At 31.8% G+C, this 18,840-nt stretch carries 19 protein-coding genes, 1 pseudogene and 1 riboswitch; of the genes and pseudogenes, 15 read left to right on the forward strand and 5 right to left on the reverse strand.

Annotation, left to right across the window (positions count from 1 at the left end):
* Positions 1-84: 84 nt before the first annotated feature.
* Together murA and fabZ are read left to right on the forward strand one after the other, a co-directional pair.
* On the forward strand, positions 85-1,350 hold the full coding sequence (gene murA / locus KA926_RS12140; RefSeq protein ID WP_107385330.1) for a UDP-N-acetylglucosamine 1-carboxyvinyltransferase: 1,266 nt from the start codon (positions 85-87) through the stop codon (positions 1,348-1,350).
* 58 nt (positions 1,351-1,408) lie between these two features.
* Entirely contained in the window at positions 1,409-1,846 is a 438-nt protein-coding gene (gene fabZ, locus KA926_RS12145) for a 3-hydroxyacyl-ACP dehydratase FabZ (RefSeq protein WP_046207765.1), read from the forward strand.
* Positions 1,847-1,897: 51 nt separating this feature from the next.
* On the opposite strand, the gene KA926_RS12150 is transcribed toward fabZ, so the two are convergent.
* Positions 1,898-2,338, reverse strand: coding sequence for a YwpF-like family protein (locus KA926_RS12150; RefSeq protein ID WP_019468307.1), 441 nt, complete (start codon positions 2,336-2,338; stop codon positions 1,898-1,900).
* Positions 2,339-2,527: 189 nt separating this feature from the next.
* Here KA926_RS12150 and KA926_RS12155 point away from each other — a divergent pair, with 189 nt between their 5' ends.
* The 7 genes from KA926_RS12155 to yidC all read left to right on the forward strand — a co-directional run bounded on the left by KA926_RS12155 (position 2,528) and on the right by yidC (position 8,436).
* Positions 2,528-2,947, forward strand: a complete 420-nt coding sequence (locus KA926_RS12155; protein WP_107386673.1) for a single-stranded DNA-binding protein — start codon at positions 2,528-2,530, stop codon at positions 2,945-2,947.
* A 444-nt stretch (positions 2,948-3,391) separates the two neighbouring features.
* Positions 3,392-4,093 carry a transglycosylase family protein gene (locus KA926_RS12160; RefSeq protein WP_107385184.1) on the forward strand — a complete coding sequence of 234 codons (702 nt, stop codon included), beginning with the start codon at positions 3,392-3,394 and terminating at the stop codon, positions 4,091-4,093.
* A 292-nt stretch (positions 4,094-4,385) separates the two neighbouring features.
* A riboswitch (TPP riboswitch) is annotated at positions 4,386-4,483 on the forward strand.
* Between the two features lie 80 nt (positions 4,484-4,563).
* Complete coding sequence (gene tenA / locus KA926_RS12165) at positions 4,564-5,253, forward strand: thiaminase II (RefSeq protein ID WP_119535978.1); 690 nt, start codon at positions 4,564-4,566, stop codon at positions 5,251-5,253.
* Positions 5,246-6,067 carry a bifunctional hydroxymethylpyrimidine kinase/phosphomethylpyrimidine kinase gene (thiD, locus tag KA926_RS12170; RefSeq protein ID WP_107385186.1) on the forward strand — a complete coding sequence of 274 codons (822 nt, stop codon included), beginning with the start codon at positions 5,246-5,248 and terminating at the stop codon, positions 6,065-6,067. The genes tenA and thiD overlap by 8 nt, the downstream gene beginning before the upstream one ends.
* Positions 6,060-6,839: a hydroxyethylthiazole kinase gene (thiM, locus tag KA926_RS12175; protein WP_182467395.1), complete on the forward strand. Its 780-nt coding sequence runs from the start codon at positions 6,060-6,062 to the stop codon at positions 6,837-6,839. Before thiD ends, thiM begins: the two co-directional genes overlap by 8 nt.
* A 2-nt stretch (positions 6,840-6,841) precedes the next feature.
* Positions 6,842-7,480: a thiamine phosphate synthase gene (gene thiE / locus KA926_RS12180; protein ID WP_107504818.1), complete on the forward strand. Its 639-nt coding sequence runs from the start codon at positions 6,842-6,844 to the stop codon at positions 7,478-7,480.
* Positions 7,481-7,566: 86 nt separating this feature from the next.
* Positions 7,567-8,436, forward strand: a complete 870-nt coding sequence (yidC, locus tag KA926_RS12185) for a membrane protein insertase YidC (protein WP_107504819.1) — start codon at positions 7,567-7,569, stop codon at positions 8,434-8,436.
* A 137-nt stretch (positions 8,437-8,573) separates the two neighbouring features.
* Here the strand turns inward: yidC and KA926_RS14005 are convergent.
* From KA926_RS14005 to cls, 3 genes and pseudogenes are all read right to left on the reverse strand, one after another.
* Positions 8,574-8,790: pseudogene (locus tag KA926_RS14005) on the reverse strand (transposase); the annotation flags it as partial.
* Between the two features lie 277 nt (positions 8,791-9,067).
* The gene (locus KA926_RS12190; RefSeq protein WP_107504821.1) at positions 9,068-9,712 is read right to left on the reverse strand and encodes an HD domain-containing protein; all 645 of its coding nucleotides are present in this window, start codon (positions 9,710-9,712) and stop codon (positions 9,068-9,070) included.
* Positions 9,713-9,984: 272 nt separating this feature from the next.
* The gene (gene cls, locus KA926_RS12195) at positions 9,985-11,469 is read right to left on the reverse strand and encodes a cardiolipin synthase (RefSeq protein WP_107504822.1); all 1,485 of its coding nucleotides are present in this window, start codon (positions 11,467-11,469) and stop codon (positions 9,985-9,987) included.
* A 141-nt stretch (positions 11,470-11,610) separates the two neighbouring features.
* Between cls and csoR the strand changes: the two genes are divergently transcribed.
* The 3 genes from csoR to KA926_RS12210 all read left to right on the forward strand — a co-directional run bounded on the left by csoR (position 11,611) and on the right by KA926_RS12210 (position 12,523).
* Complete coding sequence (gene csoR, locus KA926_RS12200) at positions 11,611-11,904, forward strand: copper-sensing transcriptional repressor CsoR (protein ID WP_107384549.1); 294 nt, start codon at positions 11,611-11,613, stop codon at positions 11,902-11,904.
* A gap of 14 nt (positions 11,905-11,918) precedes the next feature.
* The gene (csoZ, locus tag KA926_RS12205) at positions 11,919-12,125 is read left to right on the forward strand and encodes a putative copper chaperone CsoZ (RefSeq protein ID WP_107384548.1); all 207 of its coding nucleotides are present in this window, start codon (positions 11,919-11,921) and stop codon (positions 12,123-12,125) included.
* 257 nt (positions 12,126-12,382) lie between these two features.
* Positions 12,383-12,523 carry an Lmo0850 family protein gene (locus KA926_RS12210; protein ID WP_002482742.1) on the forward strand — a complete coding sequence of 47 codons (141 nt, stop codon included), beginning with the start codon at positions 12,383-12,385 and terminating at the stop codon, positions 12,521-12,523.
* A gap of 436 nt (positions 12,524-12,959) precedes the next feature.
* Here the strand turns inward: KA926_RS12210 and KA926_RS12215 are convergent, their stop codons facing one another.
* Entirely contained in the window at positions 12,960-14,147 is a 1,188-nt protein-coding gene (locus KA926_RS12215; RefSeq protein WP_210144533.1) for an FtsW/RodA/SpoVE family cell cycle protein, read from the reverse strand.
* Between the two features lie 259 nt (positions 14,148-14,406).
* Here KA926_RS12215 and KA926_RS12220 point away from each other — a divergent pair, with 259 nt between their 5' ends.
* The 3 genes from KA926_RS12220 to cshA all read left to right on the forward strand — a co-directional run bounded on the left by KA926_RS12220 (position 14,407) and on the right by cshA (position 18,761).
* The gene (locus tag KA926_RS12220; protein WP_107384546.1) at positions 14,407-15,477 is read left to right on the forward strand and encodes a D-alanine--D-alanine ligase; all 1,071 of its coding nucleotides are present in this window, start codon (positions 14,407-14,409) and stop codon (positions 15,475-15,477) included.
* Positions 15,478-15,489: 12 nt separating this feature from the next.
* Positions 15,490-16,845: a UDP-N-acetylmuramoyl-tripeptide--D-alanyl-D-alanine ligase gene (locus KA926_RS12225; RefSeq protein WP_107384545.1), complete on the forward strand. Its 1,356-nt coding sequence runs from the start codon at positions 15,490-15,492 to the stop codon at positions 16,843-16,845.
* A gap of 398 nt (positions 16,846-17,243) precedes the next feature.
* Entirely contained in the window at positions 17,244-18,761 is a 1,518-nt protein-coding gene (gene cshA, locus KA926_RS12230; protein WP_107384544.1) for a degradosome RNA helicase CshA, read from the forward strand.
* Positions 18,762-18,840 lie beyond the last annotated feature (79 nt).

An 18,840-nucleotide genomic window follows, 5' to 3' on the forward strand; every position in this document is an offset into this window, starting at 1 on the left:
TACGCATGATTATCGATATAATTTAGTAGTAAGTTTGATTGAAAATTAAAGGCAATTTATAAGTAGTTAAGTGGAGGATTTAAGATGGATAAGATAGAAATTAATGGTGGTAAAAAATTAACTGGTGAAGTGAAAGTTTCAGGTGCAAAAAATGCAGTATTACCAGTATTGACAGCATCACTATTAGCATCAAAAGGCGTGAGCAAGTTAAAAAATGTACCAGCACTTAGTGACGTAGAAACAATTAATAATGTAATATCAACATTAAATGCTGATGTTTCTTATAATAAAGAGCAAGAAGAAGTTACAGTAGATGCAACAAAACAATTAAATGAAGAAGCACCATATGAATATGTAAGTAAGATGAGAGCAAGTATTCTTGTTATGGGCCCATTATTGGCACGATTAGGTCATGCCAAAGTGGCTTTACCTGGTGGTTGCGCTATTGGTTCTAGACCGATTGAACAGCATATTAAAGGTTTTGAAGAGCTTGGTGCAGAAATCCATATGGATGGTGGTTTTATATACGCAAACACAACTAATGGATTGAAAGGTACAACGATTCACTTAGATTTTCCAAGCGTAGGTGCGACACAAAATATTATAATGGCAGCTTCTTTAGCTGATGGTAAAACTGTTTTAGAAAACGTCGCACGAGAACCAGAAATCGTTGATTTGGCTAATTATATCAATGAAATGGGTGGAAATGTATTAGGAGCCGGTACGGACACGATCACGATTGAAGGCGTTGAAGCTTTATATGGCGTCGAGCATTCAATTATACCTGATAGAATAGAAGCAGGTACATTATTAATTGCCGGTGCAATTACAAGAGGAAATGTTTTAGTAAACGGTGCAATCAAAGAACATATGACGAGCTTAGTTTATAAACTAGAAGAAATGGGAGTTAATCTAGAATATTTTGATGATGCAATTCGTGTAAGTGCCGAAAACGAATTGAAACCAATAGATATCAAAACTCTTCCGCATCCTGGTTTCCCTACAGATATGCAATCACAAATGATGGCGTTATTATTAACTGCAAAAGGGCACAAAGTAGTAACTGAAACTGTGTTTGAAAATAGATTTATGCATGTCGGTGAATTTAAAAGAATGAATGCTAAAATTACTGTAGAAGGTAGAAGTGCAAAAATTGAAGGTAAAAGTGAACTTCAAGGTGCTCAAGTTAAAGCAACAGATTTACGTGCTGCAGCAGCACTAATTTTAGCAGGCTTAGTGGCTGAAGGTACAACATATGTTACTGAATTAAAACACTTAGACAGAGGATATGTTGATTTACATGGTAAATTGAAAGCATTAGGTGCTGATATCAAAAGAACACAAGATTAATGTTATAATATATTAATAAATTGGAAATAGATAGAAGTATAGTTGGAGGAAGCAAATTATGGAAACAATTTTTGACTACAACCAAATAAAAGAGATTATTCCACATAGGCAACCATTTTTATTAATTGATCGTGTCGTAGAATACGATGAAGGTCAACGATGTGTGGCCATTAAGCAAGTTTCAGGTAATGAACCATTCTTTCAAGGTCATTTTCCAGAATATGCTGTAATGCCTGGTGTATTAATTACTGAAGCTTTAGCCCAAACAGGTGCAGTTGCTATGTTAAATAGTGAAGCAAATAAAGGTAAACTTGCACTATTTGCTGGTATCGATAAATGTCGTTTTAAAAAACAAGTAACCCCTGGAGATACTTTACGCTTAGAAGTTGAAATAACGAAGCTCAGAGGTCCTATAGGTAAGGGTAGTGCTAAAGCAACAGTTGATGGACAATTAGCATGTAGTTGTGAGTTAACATTTGCTTTGCAAGATAAATAGTATATAAAAATAGTGTTACAGACTGTTTTCAACAGAATGTAACACTATTTTTTATTTATCAATTTTTTCATCTTTAAGTCTTGGTTTAGATTGCATCAATCTATTAAATGATTTCTTCAAGTCGTCGCCAGTTAAACCTTCATCTATTAATTGTTCTAATAAACTTTCAGCGTAAACTTGTCTCAATGTGTAAATATGACATTCACAAACAACAGAAATTGTATCTTCTAATTGAATGATATGTTTAATGGTTGCATCAAACAAAGCTGGATCGTTAGCAGGTCTAGTGATAACGACACGTATGTCTAGTAATGTCTCGTTTTCCATATATGCTTTCATAGTTTCATAGTGATAATCTGATATGACGATTTCAAGCAACCAGCCAGTGCCACTGTTTTCCTTATTGATAATGACACCATCTTCTAATTCGTACTCAGTCACGCCACCATTCTCTGATACGATTTGAAATCGAACGGCTTTAAATGTTTTCATCGTCTCACATCCATTTAATTAATTTAAACTCTACAAAAAATGCATTTATATTATTATTATAACGTAATTTTTTATGAGAAAGGTGAAAAAAGTAGAAATAAGTATTCGATTACTATTTTAAATTTTAAAAAATGTGTTTTGACGGAATCATGTGAATTTTTTATGATTAGCTTATAAAGGAGGTGACATATGATTAACAGTATTGTCATTGTAGGGAGACTAACAAAAGACCCTAAAATTTATGATAAGGAGGGAAATAAACTAGCTACATTTTGCGTAGCTGTTTCAAGAAATTATAAAGATAAAAATCAAAAAGATATTTGTGATTATTTATTCTGTAAAGCATTCGGAAAAATTGCTAATAATGTCGAAAAATATATCAATCAAGGCTCATTAGTTGGTATAACTGGACAAATGCAATCGAGAAAATTTGAAAAAGAAGGACAGATGCATTTTGTATCAGAAGTTTTTATTGAAACTATTAAATTTATGTCCCCACGCTCTAAAAATGAAGATGAAGCACTTTTTGACCCACTTCCAATAGTCCCAAATCAAGAACTTATTAATAAATTTCATTTAGAGGAAAACGATATTTATGAAATTGTATAAAGTTTCAGGCATTTCCAACTCCCCATTAATTTAACCCATCAAATCTAATATACATTTAATCCTACTATTTAATTATACTTCTATCAGGCTATTCCTATTAACTCAAAAATGATTCAATAGGAATAGCTAATATACATACTATATAGCAAACATATCCATTATAAAAAAGCCCAAATTCATACTAATATAATACAGAATAATCAGATAAATTACAATATCATTACACAACATACTTTTTATTATTACTAGTATAAACTTTCATAGCAGTTTTTAAAGTGAAAAGTTATGCTTTTATACTATTTTAAAAATGTAATCCCCGTGTAAAGAAAAGGTGTACTTTTTTATTTGGCTGTAACCTGCTACTGTTTTTTAGATGTTATAGTTGTACTTGCAAATTAATCATAACGAAAAAAATTATTTACCTTATAGGAGGAATTTTTAAAAATGAAAAAAACAGTATTAGCTTCAACATTAGCAGTAGGCTTAGGCGTAACAGGATTCGCAGCAGGAAACTCAGCAGACGCAGCTGAACAAGGTGTTGACAAAGCAGAATTAGCAAACTTAGCACAATCTAATCCAGAACAATTAAATGCATCACCTGTACAAGAGGGTGCATATAACTATAATTTTAATTTCAATGGTACAAACTATAATTTTGAATCAGATGGCCAAACATGGTCATGGAGTTTTGGTGGAGGTTCTAGTGAAGATGTTTCATCAGAACAAACAACTTCTGTTGAACAACCTCAACAAACACAAACTGAACAACCAGCACAAGAAGCACAAACTGAGCAACCAGCTCAACAAGCTGCTCCACAAACTGAACAAACACAACAACCACAACAAGAAGCAACTACAAAAGCTTCAACTCAATCATCAAGTTCAAATGAAGCTTCAAATAGTTCATCTGGTGTGAATGCACACTTACAACAAATCGCGCAACGTGAATCAGGTGGCGATATTCATGCTACAAATCCATCATCAGGTGCTTCAGGTAAGTTCCAATTCTTACAAAGTACATGGGATTCAGTAGCTCCAGCTGAATATCAAGGTCAACCAGCAGCTAACGCACCAGAATCAGTTCAAGATGCTGCAGCTCAAAAATTATATGACGAAGTTGGCGCTTCACAATGGGTTACTGCATAATATAACAATAATGTAATATATTATTATACAAAGCTAAGACAATTTAATTGTCTTAGCTTTTTTTATTATATAGGAAATAGTGCAGGTAAACTTAGAGACTAACTCATTTTTTCTATCTTAAATATCGGAAGTATATAAGTGGTAATATAATCATATTTCTGTATAAATGTTTGGAGAAAATTCATACCATGAATGCTCTTTTGTTAAATATTTTTCAAATGGTCATAGTTGATATAACTCATTTTATTGCAATAGGTGGTATACTTTGATATGTTTTATATAAATACATTATAAAAACTACTAGGGGAGCCTTATGGCTGAGATGAGAAATTCAGACCCTTATAACCTGATTTGGTTAAGACCAACGTAGGAAAGTAGCGTTCATTAATATTTGGAAAATTGCTCTAATATATTTATTAATAAACTACATTCCTACGGGGATGTAGTTTTTTTAATTAGGAGGGCTAAATTTGTTATTTTCACAGGAATTAAAAGAAGCTTCAACACCAATTATTGAGGATATTTATAATGATTCGTTTATTCAAGAAATGTTACACGGTACGATTTCTAACGAAGCTTTGAAATTTTACTTAAAAGCAGATGCTTCGTATTTAAAAGAATTTGCAAATATATATGCATTGCTAATACCAAAAATGAATAGATTGGAAGAAGTCCAATTTTTAGTAGAACAAATTCAATTTATAGTTGATGGTGAAGTAGAAGCACATGAAATATTAGCGGCATACGTACAAGAAAACTATGATGAAATCGTCCAAGAAAAAGTTTGGCCACCAAGTGGAGACCATTATATCAAACATATGTATTTCAATGCTTATTCAAAAGAAAATGCAGCATATACAATTGCAGCAATGGCACCATGTCCGTATGTGTATCAGGTGATTGCTAAAGAAGCATTGAAAGATAATGAATTAAATAAAGACTCAATTTTATCAAAATGGTTTGAATTTTATAGCACAGAAATGGATGGATTAGTAAATATCTTCGATGGTTTAATGGACCGGTTAACTCAAAATATTTCTGTTGAAGAAAAAGAGGCAATAAAATCTTGTTTCTTACAAAGTACGATACATGAACGAAATTTCTTTAATATGGCTTATATACAAGAAAATTGGTTATATGGAGGTCAAACAAATGAATAAACCTAAAATAGCATTAACGATTGCAGGAACAGACCCTACAGGTGGCGCAGGTGTCATGGCAGATTTGAAATCATTTCATGCATGTGGTGTATATGGTATGGCAGCAATAACTAGTATTGTGGCACAAAATACAAAAGGCGTACAGCACATTCATAATCTAGATTCAACATGGTTAGAAGAGCAAATGGAAAGTGTATTTTCCGATGAACTGCCACATGCTTTGAAAACTGGTATGATTGCATCAAAAGAAATGATGGAGATTATTCAAACATATTTAAAAAAATATGATGATATTCCTTATGTAATAGATCCGGTTATGTTAGCGAAAAGTGGTGATTCACTAATGGATGATGATGCTAAAGCTAACTTACAAAATATTTTATTGCCTTATGCTACAATAGCGACACCTAATTTACCAGAAGCTGAGGAAATTACTGGCATTACTATTAATGATCAACAATCGATTTATCAAGCTGGCAATATATTTATCAATGAAATTGGTAGCAAAGGTGTAGTTATAAAAGGTGGGCATTCAAATGATGAAAATAAATCTATAGATTATTTATTTACACAAGATGATGTGTATACTTTTGAAGAACCAAGATATGATACCAAACATACACATGGTACTGGATGTACTTTTTCAGCCGTTATTACCGCAGAGTTAGCTAAAGGGAAATCTATGTTTGATGCAGTTCAAAAAGCAAAAAAATTTATTTCTCTTAGTATTAAACATACACCTGAAATTGGTTTTGGTAGAGGACCAGTAAACCATTTTGCATATATGAAGGAAGTTGGTTTAGATGATGAATAATTTGGAAAAATTAAGAGCGGATCAACCGCTTGTAATATGTTATACGAATGATGTAGTGAAAAATTTTACTGCGAATGGTTTGTTAAGTCTTGGTGCTAGTCCAGCAATGAGTGAGGCACCTGAAGAAGCATATGATATGCTGACAGCTGCAAAAGCATTGTTAATAAATATCGGTACGTTAACAAAAGAAAGAGAACAAGATATTTTTAAAATCGCAAAAACAGCGAATCAACTTGGCAAACCGATTATATTTGATCCTGTTGCTGTAGGTGCTTCACAATATCGCAAAGATTTTTGCAAAAGATTTCTGAATGAAATAAAAGTTACTGTTATTAAAGGTAATGCTTCTGAAATTTTAACGTTAATTAACAGTGATACAAAAATGAAAGGAACTGATAGTGATAATAGTTTAGATTCAGTATCGATTGCAAATGAGGCATATGAACATTTTAATACGTCGATTGTTATCACTGGCAAAGAGGATGTCATTGCTCAAAATGAACGCATATTTAAACTATCTAACGGATCTTCATTGTTGGCAAAAATAACTGGTGCTGGTTGTTTATTAGGAGCTATAGTTGCAAGTTTTGTTGAATCAGAAGATCCATCTATAAATGCATTAATAGAAGCGGTATCTATATATAATATCGCTGCTGAACAAGCTGAACAAATTTCAGCAGGACCTGGTACTTTTAAAGTGGAGTTATTAAATGCATTATACAACATTACTTTTGAAACATATCTACAATATCATAATAAGCAAGAGGTGTAACTATGTTTAATAAAGAGTATTTAAAGCTATATTTTATTTGTGGAACACAAGATATACCAAAGAACAAATCAATCATAGATGTTGTGACTGAAGCTTTAGAATCTGGGATTACAATGTTTCAATTTCGAGAAAAAGGAGAGGGCTCATTAACTGGAAATGCTAAAATAGAGCTTGCACAAAAGTTATTCTCTTTATGTAAAAGTTACAGTGTTCCTTTTATTGTTAATGATGATGTAGACTTAGCAAATGCTATAGATGCAGATGGAATACATGTAGGACAAAATGATGCAAATGTTGATGTATTCGCTAGTGCATTTACCGATAAAATAATAGGACTTAGTGTAAGTGATTTAGAAGAATATCAAGCATCTGACTTATCCAACGTTGATTATATCGGTGTTGGACCGATGTATCATACTGGATCGAAATCAGATGCTAAAGCTCCAGTAGGGCCGGAAATGATTCAAACATTAAGAACTAAAGTTCAAGGTTTTCCAATCGTTGCAATTGGAGGTATTCATACAAAAAATGCTGAAATAATTATGAATCATGGTGCAGATGGATTATCAATTATTTCAGCCATCGCGAAAAGTTCAAATATCCCAGAAACTGTACAACAATTTTTACAAACTGTTGAATAATGCGGAAAATTTCTTTTTTTGTTTTCTACTTTCCTTTGAGTATGATAAAATAAATTTTATGTGAATATATCATTAGAGGTGGAAAAATGAAAAAGAAAGCGCTACTACCTTTATTATTAGGTGTAATGGTCTTATTAGCAGGCTGTGACTATTCTAAACCTGAAAATAGAGATGGATTTTTCTTTAATACGTTTGTAGAACCGATGGACAAATTAATTCATTGGTTGGGAACAAGTTTTAACAATGATTATGGTTTAGCAATAGTAGTACTTGTATTGGCAATACGTGTTGTATTATTGCCTTTCATGTTATCAAACTATAAAAATAGTCATATGATGCGAGAAAAGATGAAGGTTGCAAAACCAGATATCGATGCAGTTCAAGAAAAAGTTAAGCGTTCAAGAACGCAAGAAGAAAAAATGGCTGCAAACCAAGAAATGATGGAAGTATATAAAAAATACGATATGAATCCAATGAAGAGCATGTTAGGTTGTTTACCAATCTTAATTCAAATGCCAATCATTATGGGCTTATTCTTCGTATTAAAATACCCTTCAAGTGGTGGATTTACTGAACACCCAAATTTCTTATGGTTCAATTTGGCACAACCTGATATTTGGATTACAGTTATCGCTGGTATTTTATACTTCTTACAAGCATATGTATCAAGTAAGAGTATGCCGAATGAACAACGTCAAATGGGATATATGATGATGATTATTTCTCCAATTATGATTGTTTGGATTTCTTTAAGTTCTGCATCTGCATTAGGTCTTTATTGGTCAGTCAGTGCGGCATTCTTGATTGTACAAACTCAAGTTGCCAACATGTATTATTCTAACCTTGCTAAAAAGGAAGTTGCTCCAATGATTGAAGCAATGAAGAATAATGATTCTGATAAACCTAGCAAAGGTAAGAATACACAAGTAGCTCCTAAGAAATCTAAAAAGAAATAGTGCGTCATATCATTAATTAAAATGACAAGCCTGGTACATAATAAATAGCAGGTATAAAGCATAAGAAGCGTCTGAGACATAAAGTTCTCGGATAAGTGAAAAAAGGCAATTTCTATTGAAATAATATAGAAATTGCCTTTTTCATTTTGTGTTTGATTTTGTGACAGCCATATCATTCGGATACGATTATAAAGTAGTTTTTCTATTTTACTACCAAAGCATACGGATCGTGAGTAAATATATAGAATAATTTTTAACATCATTTTGATATGATGTAGCACTACAATGATGTTTACATTCATCAAGTACATTTTTAGGGATTGTTTCAAAGATTTCATTAACATGTCGTGATAAATACATATAAATACGACGTATTTTGGCGGAACGCTTGAGGGAATAGTACAAGCTGAAGACTACTGGCTGAATCTGTTCCCTCAGATAGCAAGCCAACAATACGAAGTATGGAATAAAAAGAAGCACTTAGATGAATTAAAAAAATCATCTGAGTGCTATTTTTCTGGAATTTATGTCCCAATATCTTCTGTTTATTTTAAATAAATGTAATTTAATTTCGATAGTTAATGAACCATCAAATTTTAAAAGTCAATCTGTAACTACCATTATTAAAATTTTAAAAATACCATTCTTTAAAAAAAGTATCTACATAATTTTTCATATATTCATGGCGTTGTTGTGCCAAATTTTTTGCAGTTTTAGTATGCATAAGAGATTTAAGTTTAAATAATTTTTCATAAAAGTGTTTAATTGCAGAAGGCTCCCAATCAAAATATGGTTGATTAGATTCATCTATGTTATAGGATTGATGCTCAATCCACATAGGTTCACCGAAATAACCTGCAAATTGAAACGTGCGTGCTATACCAATTGCACCAATAGCATCTAAACGATCTGCATCACGAACTATTTGTCCTTCAATTGACAATTGAATATGATCATTCTTACCATTTTTATAACTTATATGTTCAATGATATGTAATATATTTTGTTGTACCGTAAAATCAAGTTCCAAATGATTAAGAAATTGTACTAATTTTATTTTTGCTTCTTTGGTATTGGTAAGTTTTTCGTCTATGGTGTCATGTAAAATACTTGCTAACTGAATGGTGAGTAAATGACCTTGTTGTTCATTCATAGCAATATATTTTGCCAATCTTGTAACACGTTTTACATGTGCAACATCATGTCCAGTTGTATCATCACAGTGAAAAGATGTCATATAGTCTTGTGCTTTAGAGATTATGTCATTATCCGTCATATAAAATTGCCTCCATTTTGAGAAAATTAAATTAGTAAATAAAATTTGAGGTTAAAATATTTTTGAAAAATATTTTAATATGTTCAAGTAGTGAGAAAAAATCAAAATTTTTAAGATTTTCTAAGATAAAACGCCGTATGGATACATAAGAATGACCCAAAAGTATGTATATACTTTAAAATTCATATATAAAGAAACATATTTTAGACACGTACAATTACTAAGATTAAAAATGTCCGAGACATATGATAAGCCTCGGACTACTAATTATTCTATAAAATAGGGGATAATAATCTTGAGATGCCTTCTTTAAATTTGACCCATAAACTTCTCTGTTCATATAATGCTTTCGTTAGTCTATAAGAAACGTTTAAATCATTTTCAAAAGCCACTCTTAAAGCTTTAGCTATATGTGTGTCATAGATAAATGCATTTATCTCAAAGTTTAATGTGAAGCTACGGTGATCCATATTTGTTGTACCAACACTGGCAACTTCATCGTCAATCACAAGAGTTTTAGAATGTAAGAACCCGTTATTGTAGTGGAAAATATTCACACCAGCATCTAATAAAGAAGCAACGTTATTGTATGTTGCCCAATAAACAAAAGGATGGTCCGGTTTATTGGGTATCATGATATTAACATTCACGCCACCTAATGACGCAATTTTAACAGCGTCTAGAAATGCTTGGTCGGGTATAAAATATGGCGATTGTATATAAATAGAATGCTTTGCAGAAGCAATCATTTTTAAATAACCGTATTTTATCTGTTCCCACGTTTCATCAGGACCACTTGAAGCAATTTGTACACCGGTTGTGCCACCTGAATCTACATCTGGGAAATAGCGTTCTTCATATTTTAAGTTATCACGTGTTGAGTGTGAGTTCCAGTCTAGCATAAAGCGTAGTTGTAAAGCGTTAACAGCATCACCAACAATACGGAGATGTGTATCTCTCCAATAGCCAAACTTTTTCTTAAGTCCCAAATATTCGTCACCGACGTTAAAACCACCTACGTAACCGATATGTCCATCGATAACAACAATTTTTCTATGATTACGGTTGTTCATTCTCAAATTGATTAATGGTAATTTAGAAGGGAAGAATGCTTCTACGAGTCCACCTTTTTTTCTAAAAGCTTTAAAGTCTTTAATTGATAAACCTCTAGAGCCCATATCATCATAAAGCATTTTCACTTCGACACCTTCATTAAGCTTATGTTCTAATGCTGTCAATATTCGTTTTCCTAGATGATCATTACGGAAAATATAGTATTGAATATGTATATAATCTTTGGCATTATATATATCTTCAATGAGTGAATCAAATTTTTCTTTTCCATCTACAAAAATGGTTATATCATTATCAGTAGTTAAGAAAGCCGCATTATTATACAATAACATTTGCACCATATCTTTAAATTTCACGATCTGATGATTGCCTTTAGAAAAGTCGTCATTTTTCAAGGCTTCTAGTTGTTCATTTACAATCATTTCAATGCCGACTTTATCTTCTTCATCTAAACTAAAGATATGTTCTCGTTGGATTTGGCGACCAAAAAGTAAATATACGATAAAACCTAAAATAGGTATAAGACCCAAGACCAATATCCATGCCCAAACAGAACCTGCAGATCGTCGCTCCATAAAGATAATTGTAAATGCAAAGATTAGGTTTAATATAAATGCGCCAATCAGAATGACATTAATGATGACGTTCGTATGGTTGTACGTTATAGCAAAAATATCTATCATATTAAACCTCCAAATTGCTATTCAATTAATTTACAATTGATAAATTCTTAATCATTGTAACATGGTACCACGTTTTTATCACTTGACTAATACCTGACAGGGGTATATTATAAAAACTATATTAAGAGGAGGCGTTGAACCATGGCCGAATTGCAAAAAGCGCATCATTCTGAACAAATTAAATCAAATTTAAAATCTCGTTTGAACCGCATTGAAGGACAAGTGAGAGCAATCAATCGTATGGTAGATGAAGATGTATATTGTGATGATGTACTTACACAAATAAGAGCAACAAGATCAGCACTTAACAGTGTTGCTACGAAACTGTTGGATCATCATATGAAAAGTTGTATCATGGATAAAGTAAATCAAGGTGAACAACAAGAAGCGATGGATGAGTTATTAGTGACTTTTCAAAAGTTAATGAAAGACTAGATCAGGTGACGTTAATGGAATCACAAATTATTTATTTAAGTAAAATAAACCATAAACAAGATAAGCTTCAAATAGAAAATAAATTATCACAAATCATCGGTGTGAACCATGTCTTAGTTGATATTGAAAAAGCTCAAGTGTTTATAGAATTTGAAACACCAGCGAGTTTAAACAATTTAGAAAAAGACATATATGATTTAGGATTTGAAATTTTATATTAAGTTTGCCAATGCTATTGAAATGTTATCTTACGCATATCATGTCATATAAGATTGGTATGAAATTATCAATAAACTCGCACTAACTTATATTCTATTTTTGAATTTTAATAGTTAAAATAATTATTAAGTGAAAATTTTAAAACTACGTAATAAAACAAAAATTATTTTATAAAAATAAAGAAAATTTCAATAACATGTAGTAATTTGTAAATAAATAGGGTAAAATAGAATAGAAGCTAGAAGTTAGGAGTGATGATATGAGTAAAGATAACGAAAAGATTCAAAATGTAGTTAAACTATTATCATCATTAGGGGTAAACATAAAGAAAACTAAATCAAGATTAGAAGTCATGCATACTTTACCAACGACTGTGAAAGCCGCTAACGAATTGAAATAGTGAGTTACCCGTACTAAGAATAAAGCATATATGCAAAATTTAAGAGGCTGAGACAAATTTATTGTCTCAGCCTCTTATTGTTATATTGACAGCCAGTCTTAAATGGTTGGACAGAAGCAATCATTTTAAATAAATTAGATTGCTTCATAGCTCATTTAGTGCGTGTGATTGAATGGTAAGTTCAAATTCATAAATAAAAGCGTTGGAAACATCTTGATCTATCTTTTATCAATTGATTTATTCAACAAAATAAACACCACCACTGTTTAATTTATATATATTATAATATTTTTCGTATAATATTGGCAGTGATTTGAGCCAACTCCTGCGGAATCGCACTAGCCGAAGACTACAGGCTAAGGCAGTGCCCGCGGAAAGCGTGTACAAAAAACTGCCGACAAAGTCGGAGACTTTGTCGACAGTTTGAGATAAGTATTTATTTGTTTTGTGTTGTATATTGTCTAGATTGGTGGTAATAAATTGATAATATAACACCTATACCACACATTAAACTCCATAATGAGCTACCACCATAACTAATAAATGGTAATGGTATACCAGTAATTGGTAATAGTTGAATAGTCATACCAATATTTTCTAAGATATGGAATAGTATCATAGTCGTAAATCCAATGATGAAAATTTTACTAAATGGTAATTCTATTTTAGTAGCAAGTCGTACTAGATGAAAAATAAACGCTAGAAAAATCAATATCAAAATGACAGATCCTATAAAACCAAATTCTTCCCCGATAACCGAGAAAATAAAATCAGTGTGATTTTCTGGAATATAAACTTCACCTTGATTGAATCCCTTTCCAAATAATTGACCAGATCCAATCGCTTTAAGTGACTCAGTTAAATGAAATCCATCCCCACTACTATAAGTATAAGGATCGAGCCAAGAATTGATACGGCTTAATTGATAAGGTTGAATGCCGAAACTATTTTCTAAAATAGAAGGTTTATAAATTATTGATAATATTACTGTCGACGCGATAACGACTGCACCTATTAATAAAGGGGCTAGTATTTTCCACGTTATTCCACTGATTATCATAACCCCGATAATAATCGCAAAAATAACTAGTGTCGTACCTAAATCATTTTGCAATAATATAAGTACCATTGGTATAAAGGCTATACCGATAATTTTAAAGAATAATTTAAAATCAGTTTCTAAAGATTTGTTAAAAGTAAATTGATTATGTTTTGTTACAATTTTAGCTAATGCTAAAATCATAACTATTTTCATAAATTCAGATGGTTGGACACTGATTGGACCAAATGTATACCAACTTTTTGCTCCATTAATAATCGGTGTGATGGGAGTTTCTGGAATAATCAGTAATAATAACAATGAGAAACAAAGTATAATATAAAGTAAATATGTATATTTCATAAGTTTTTTAGGTGAAATTAACATTATTAACAATGCGATGATTGCTCCAAAAACATAATATAATATCTGACGTATACTAAAGTTAGCGCTATATTGGCCTCCACCCATAGCAGAACTAATTAATGTAATACTAATGATAGCGAATAATGCCATGAAGCCAACTAAAATCCAGTCTATTTTTCGGATCCAATGATTATTTTTTGATTGACGTGAAGTATTCATTTCTTACTCCTTTGGAAAACTATTATTTCAATAATATGTAGTATATATAGATTTTACCGAACTTTATACGATTTTGCTAGAAGTAGGGTATGTAAAACTTAAATAATTATTATGCGAGTATTTAAAGTTTTCACTTTAAATACTTAAAAAACTTCAATATACTAATAAAAAACAATGATTTTACTACTACATAACAAATGCAAAATGCTAATAAATCGTGATATGATGTAGTTTAAGAATTCTATATGGAGGCTAAAATATGGCTAAAGAAAATGTTTGTATCGTATATGGAGGTAAAAGTGCTGAACATGATGTTTCAATATTAACAGCACAAAATGTCTTAAATGCGATTGATAAAGAAAAATATCAAGTGGACATTATTTACATAACAAACGATGGTGATTGGAAAAAGAAAGAAAATATCGTAGATCCTATAGATGACATAGATACGTTACGATTAGCAGAAGTTCCTGCTGGAGAAATTTCCAAATTATTGAATGAAGGAAGCCTAGGCACAGCATATAGTGCAGTTTTCCCATTATTACATGGACCGAATGGTGAAGATGGGACAATTCAAGGTTTATTTGAAGTATTAGATATACCATATGTTGGTAATGGTGTGTTAGCAGCCTCAAGTTCAATGGATAAACTTGTGATGAAACAACTATTTGCACATAGAGGATTACCTCAGTTACCCTATGTAAGTTTCTTAAGAAGCGAATATCAAAAATATGAAAACAATATTCTTAAATTAGTACATGATAAGTTAGAATACCCTGTATTTGTGAAACCTGCGAATTTAGGCTCAAGCGTAGGTATTAGTAAGTGTAACGATGAGGAAGAATTAAAAAGAGGTATAGAAGAAGCATTTCAATTCGATCGTAAATTAGTGATTGAGCAAGGCATCGATGCTAGAGAAATTGAAGTTGCTGTCTTAGGTAATGATTATCCTGAAACGACATGGCCTGGCGAGGTAGTTAAAGATGTTGCCTTTTATGATTATAAAGCTAAATATAAAGATGGGAAAATCAAATTAGATATTCCAGCTGACTTAAATGATGAAGTGAAAATGACTTTAAGAAATATGGCTGTAGAAGCTTTTAAAGCAACAGATTGTTCAGGATTATTACGTGCAGATTTCTTTGTAACTGAAGATAATCAAATTTTTATTAATGAAACAAATGCAATGCCTGGTTTCACTGCTTATAGTATGTATCCAAGTTTATGGGAAAATATGGGTGTCAGCTATGCAGAACTCATAAGTAAATTAATTGAATTAGCAAAAGAAAAACACGAAGATAAAAAGAAAAATAAATACAAAATTGACTGAGGCGGTTAAATCATGATTGAAGTAACTTTAGAACAAATCCAAGAATGGATTCCTTGTGAGATTAATAATGATTATTTAGATTACACAATTAAAGGTGTTTCTATAGACTCAAGAAAAATTGACGAACAAAATTTATTTATTCCATTTAAAGGAGAACACGTAGATGGACATAAATTTGTGAATCAAGCATTGAAAGATGGTGCTGGTGCAGCATTTTATCAGAAAGACAGCGTATTAGATCCTCAAATTTCCGGTCCGATTATTTGGGTAGATGATACATTGGAAGCATTGCAGCAATTAGCCAAAGCATATTTGGCGTTTGTTAATCCGCATGTGATTGCTGTTACTGGGTCTAACGGTAAAACAACGACTAAAGATATGATTGAAAGTGTATTGAAGCCTCAATTCAAAGTGAAAAAAACGCAAGGAAATTATAACAATGAAATCGGTATGCCATTAACCATTTTGCAATTAGATCAAGACACAGAAATTTCTATTTTAGAAATGGGTATGTCAGGTTTTCATGAAATTGAAGCATTATCACAATTAGTTAATCCAGATATTGCAATCATTACTAATATTGGTGAATCACATATGCAAGATTTAGGATCGCGTGAAGGTATAGCGAAAGCTAAATCCGAAATTACAATTGGCCTTAAACCTCATGGCTTATTTATTTATGATGGTGATGAACCATTATTAAAGCCGCATGTTGATAAATTAGTGGATTTAGATTTAATCAGTATAGGTAAAAAAGAAAATAATGATTTGGTCTGTCAAATTGACAATATAGATGATACAGGTATTGTTTTTAATATTAATGGAGCTGAAAATTATGAATTACCTATCTTAGGTGAACATAATATGAAAAATGCGACTATAGCTATTGCTGTTGGTAAAAGATTGAATCTGAGTTACGAAACGATATATCAAAATATTCAAGATGTTCAACTCACAGGTATGAGAATGGAGCAACATCATACTGATTCAGGTATACTTGTTATTAATGATGCATATAATGCTAGTCCAACTAGCATGAAAGCGGCAATTGATACACTCAGTAGTATGGAAGGCCGAAAAATACTTGTATTGGGTGATGTCTTAGAATTGGGTCCTGACAGCCAAATAATGCATGAAGCGGTTGGAGATTATTTAGTTAATAAACAAATCGATGCGTTATATACTTATGGAAAAGAAGCGGCCCACATTCATCATACAGGTAAAACATTTGTAAAGTCCGCGGAACACTATACAGATAAAACAGCATTGATTAAGTCATTAAAAGCAAATATTGAACCACAAGATAAAATATTAATAAAAGGTTCAAGAGGGATGCAATTAGAAGAAGTTGTAGAAGCACTAATTTAAAATTATAGACACCACATTTTTCATCACTTTTAATAATGAAAATAGTGGTGTTTTATTTTTTGTTTGTTTAAAAAATAGTATGTAGCAATATTTAATAACTTGAATCAGTATATTTAAGTTACTAAATATTTGAAAATTGCTAATAATTATCAAGATAAATTAATCTACAAATTTTTTTCGAAAGAAAAAAATAAATACCGAAAAATAAAATTAAACGCTTACAACCTATATATCACAGTATTTTATCAGTATAATGTGATTATAAATGTGGAAATTTAGACCATTATAATAAATTTGGTTTATTGCGATTATAGACTTGAGGTGGTACTATAAAGAAGTTGAAGAAACTTAGATGAACATATATGTAGAGAAATACAGATAAATAAAGGAGAATTATATTGCAAAATTTTAAAGAATTAGGGATCTCAGATAAAACGGTAGAAACCCTAGTATCAATGGGGTTCGATGAGGCCACTCCTATACAAAAAGAGAGTATCCCTCTTGCCTTAGAAGGTAAGGATGTTCTTGGTCAAGCGCAAACAGGTACAGGAAAAACAGGCGCTTTTGGTATTCCACTTATTGAGAAAGTGGCAGGACAAGATGGAGTTCAATCATTAATATTAGCACCAACAAGAGAATTGGCGATGCAAGTTGCTGAATCACTTAGAACGTTTGCGACAGGTCAAAATGTACAAATAGTAACTGTATTTGGTGGCATGCCAATAGATCGTCAAATTAAATCACTTAAAAAGGGACCACAAATTGTTGTAGGTACACCTGGACGTGTTATCGATCATTTAAATCGTCGTACATTGAAAACAAACGATATTCATACATTAATATTAGATGAAGCTGATGAAATGATGAATATGGGCTTTATTGATGATATGAAATTTATTATGGATAAAATACCAGCATCACAACGTCAAACAATGCTGTTTTCAGCAACAATGCCAAAAGCTATTCAAACATTAGTGCAACAATTTATGAAATCACCAGAAATTGTTAAAACTATGAATAATGAGATGTCAGATCCTCAAATAGATGAATATTACACAATTGTAAAAGAATTAGAAAAATTTGATACATTTACAAATTTCTTAGATGTACATCAACCAGAGTTAGCAATTGTTTTTGGTCGTACTAAACGTCGTGTTGACGAACTAACAAGTGCGTTAATTTCAAAAGGTTATAAAGCTGAAGGTTTACATGGTGATATCACACAGGCTAAACGTTTAGAAGTATTAAAAAAATTTAAAAACGATCAATTGGATATCTTAGTTGCTACAGATGTTGCAGCAAGAGGCCTTGATATATCTGGCGTGAGTCATGTTTACAACTTTGATATACCTCAAGATACAGAAAGTTATACACACAGAATTGGCCGTACAGGTCGTGCTGGTAAAAAAGGTGTAGCAATCACTTTTGTTAACCCAATTGAAATGGATTATATCCGTCAAATTGAACAAGCAAACAAACGACAAATGACAGCATTGAGACCACCTCATCGTAAAGAAGTGCTTAAAGCACGTGAAGACGACATTAAAGGTAAAGTTCAAAACTGGATGTCAAGAGATAGCGAACCAAGATTAGAGCGTATTGCAACAGAATTACTTGAAGAATATAATGATGTGAATTTAGTAGCAGCATTACTACAAGAGTTAGTTGAATCAAACGATGAAGTTGATGTTCAATTAACATTTGAAAAACCATTATCTCGAGGCAAAGGTCGTCAAGGTAAAGGTGGACCAAAACGTGGCGGTGGAAACCATAAACGTGGTGGCGGCAAATTCGATAGCAGAAATCGTCGTCCAAATAAAGGCGGCTTCAACAATAAAAAGAAAAATGATAGATCATCAGATAGAAACAACAAAAAATCAATGAAGGGTCGCACATTCGCCGACCATAAAAAATAAAATACTTTATCATATATGAATTTTAGGTTTAGTCACTCCAATTTATTGGGGTGACTTTTTTATATCTTAAAGTAACCCA

Origin of the sequence: Staphylococcus sp. GDY8P94P, assembly GCF_017892255.1 — a bacterium.
Lineage (GTDB): Bacteria > Bacillota > Bacilli > Staphylococcales > Staphylococcaceae > Staphylococcus > Staphylococcus cohnii.

Bases quoted from the DNA above. Each gene is read 5' to 3' on its own strand.
- KA926_RS12160 (WP_107385184.1), top strand. From the start codon at position 3,392: ATGAAAAAAACAGTATTAGCTTCAACATTAGCAGTAGGCTTAGGCGTA.
- fabZ (WP_046207765.1), top strand. From the start codon at position 1,409: ATGGAAACAATTTTTGACTACAACCAAATAAAAGAGATTATTCCACAT.
- KA926_RS12155 (WP_107386673.1), top strand. From the start codon at position 2,528: ATGATTAACAGTATTGTCATTGTAGGGAGACTAACAAAAGACCCTAAA.
- KA926_RS12225 (WP_107384545.1), top strand. From the start codon at position 15,490: ATGATTGAAGTAACTTTAGAACAAATCCAAGAATGGATTCCTTGTGAG.
- csoZ (WP_107384548.1), top strand. From the start codon at position 11,919: ATGGAATCACAAATTATTTATTTAAGTAAAATAAACCATAAACAAGAT.
- KA926_RS12150 (WP_019468307.1), bottom strand. From the start codon at position 2,338: ATGAAAACATTTAAAGCCGTTCGATTTCAAATCGTATCAGAGAATGGT.
- yidC (WP_107504819.1), top strand. From the start codon at position 7,567: ATGAAAAAGAAAGCGCTACTACCTTTATTATTAGGTGTAATGGTCTTA.
- cls (WP_107504822.1), bottom strand. From the start codon at position 11,469: ATGATAGATATTTTTGCTATAACGTACAACCATACGAACGTCATCATT.
- thiD (WP_107385186.1), top strand. From the start codon at position 5,246: ATGAATAAACCTAAAATAGCATTAACGATTGCAGGAACAGACCCTACA.
- KA926_RS12215 (WP_210144533.1), bottom strand. From the start codon at position 14,147: ATGAATACTTCACGTCAATCAAAAAATAATCATTGGATCCGAAAAATA.
- KA926_RS12210 (WP_002482742.1), top strand. From the start codon at position 12,383: ATGAGTAAAGATAACGAAAAGATTCAAAATGTAGTTAAACTATTATCA.
- thiM (WP_182467395.1), top strand. From the start codon at position 6,060: ATGAATAATTTGGAAAAATTAAGAGCGGATCAACCGCTTGTAATATGT.
- KA926_RS12190 (WP_107504821.1), bottom strand. From the start codon at position 9,712: ATGACGGATAATGACATAATCTCTAAAGCACAAGACTATATGACATCT.
- csoR (WP_107384549.1), top strand. From the start codon at position 11,611: ATGGCCGAATTGCAAAAAGCGCATCATTCTGAACAAATTAAATCAAAT.
- murA (WP_107385330.1), top strand. From the start codon at position 85: ATGGATAAGATAGAAATTAATGGTGGTAAAAAATTAACTGGTGAAGTG.
- thiE (WP_107504818.1), top strand. From the start codon at position 6,842: ATGTTTAATAAAGAGTATTTAAAGCTATATTTTATTTGTGGAACACAA.
- KA926_RS12220 (WP_107384546.1), top strand. From the start codon at position 14,407: ATGGCTAAAGAAAATGTTTGTATCGTATATGGAGGTAAAAGTGCTGAA.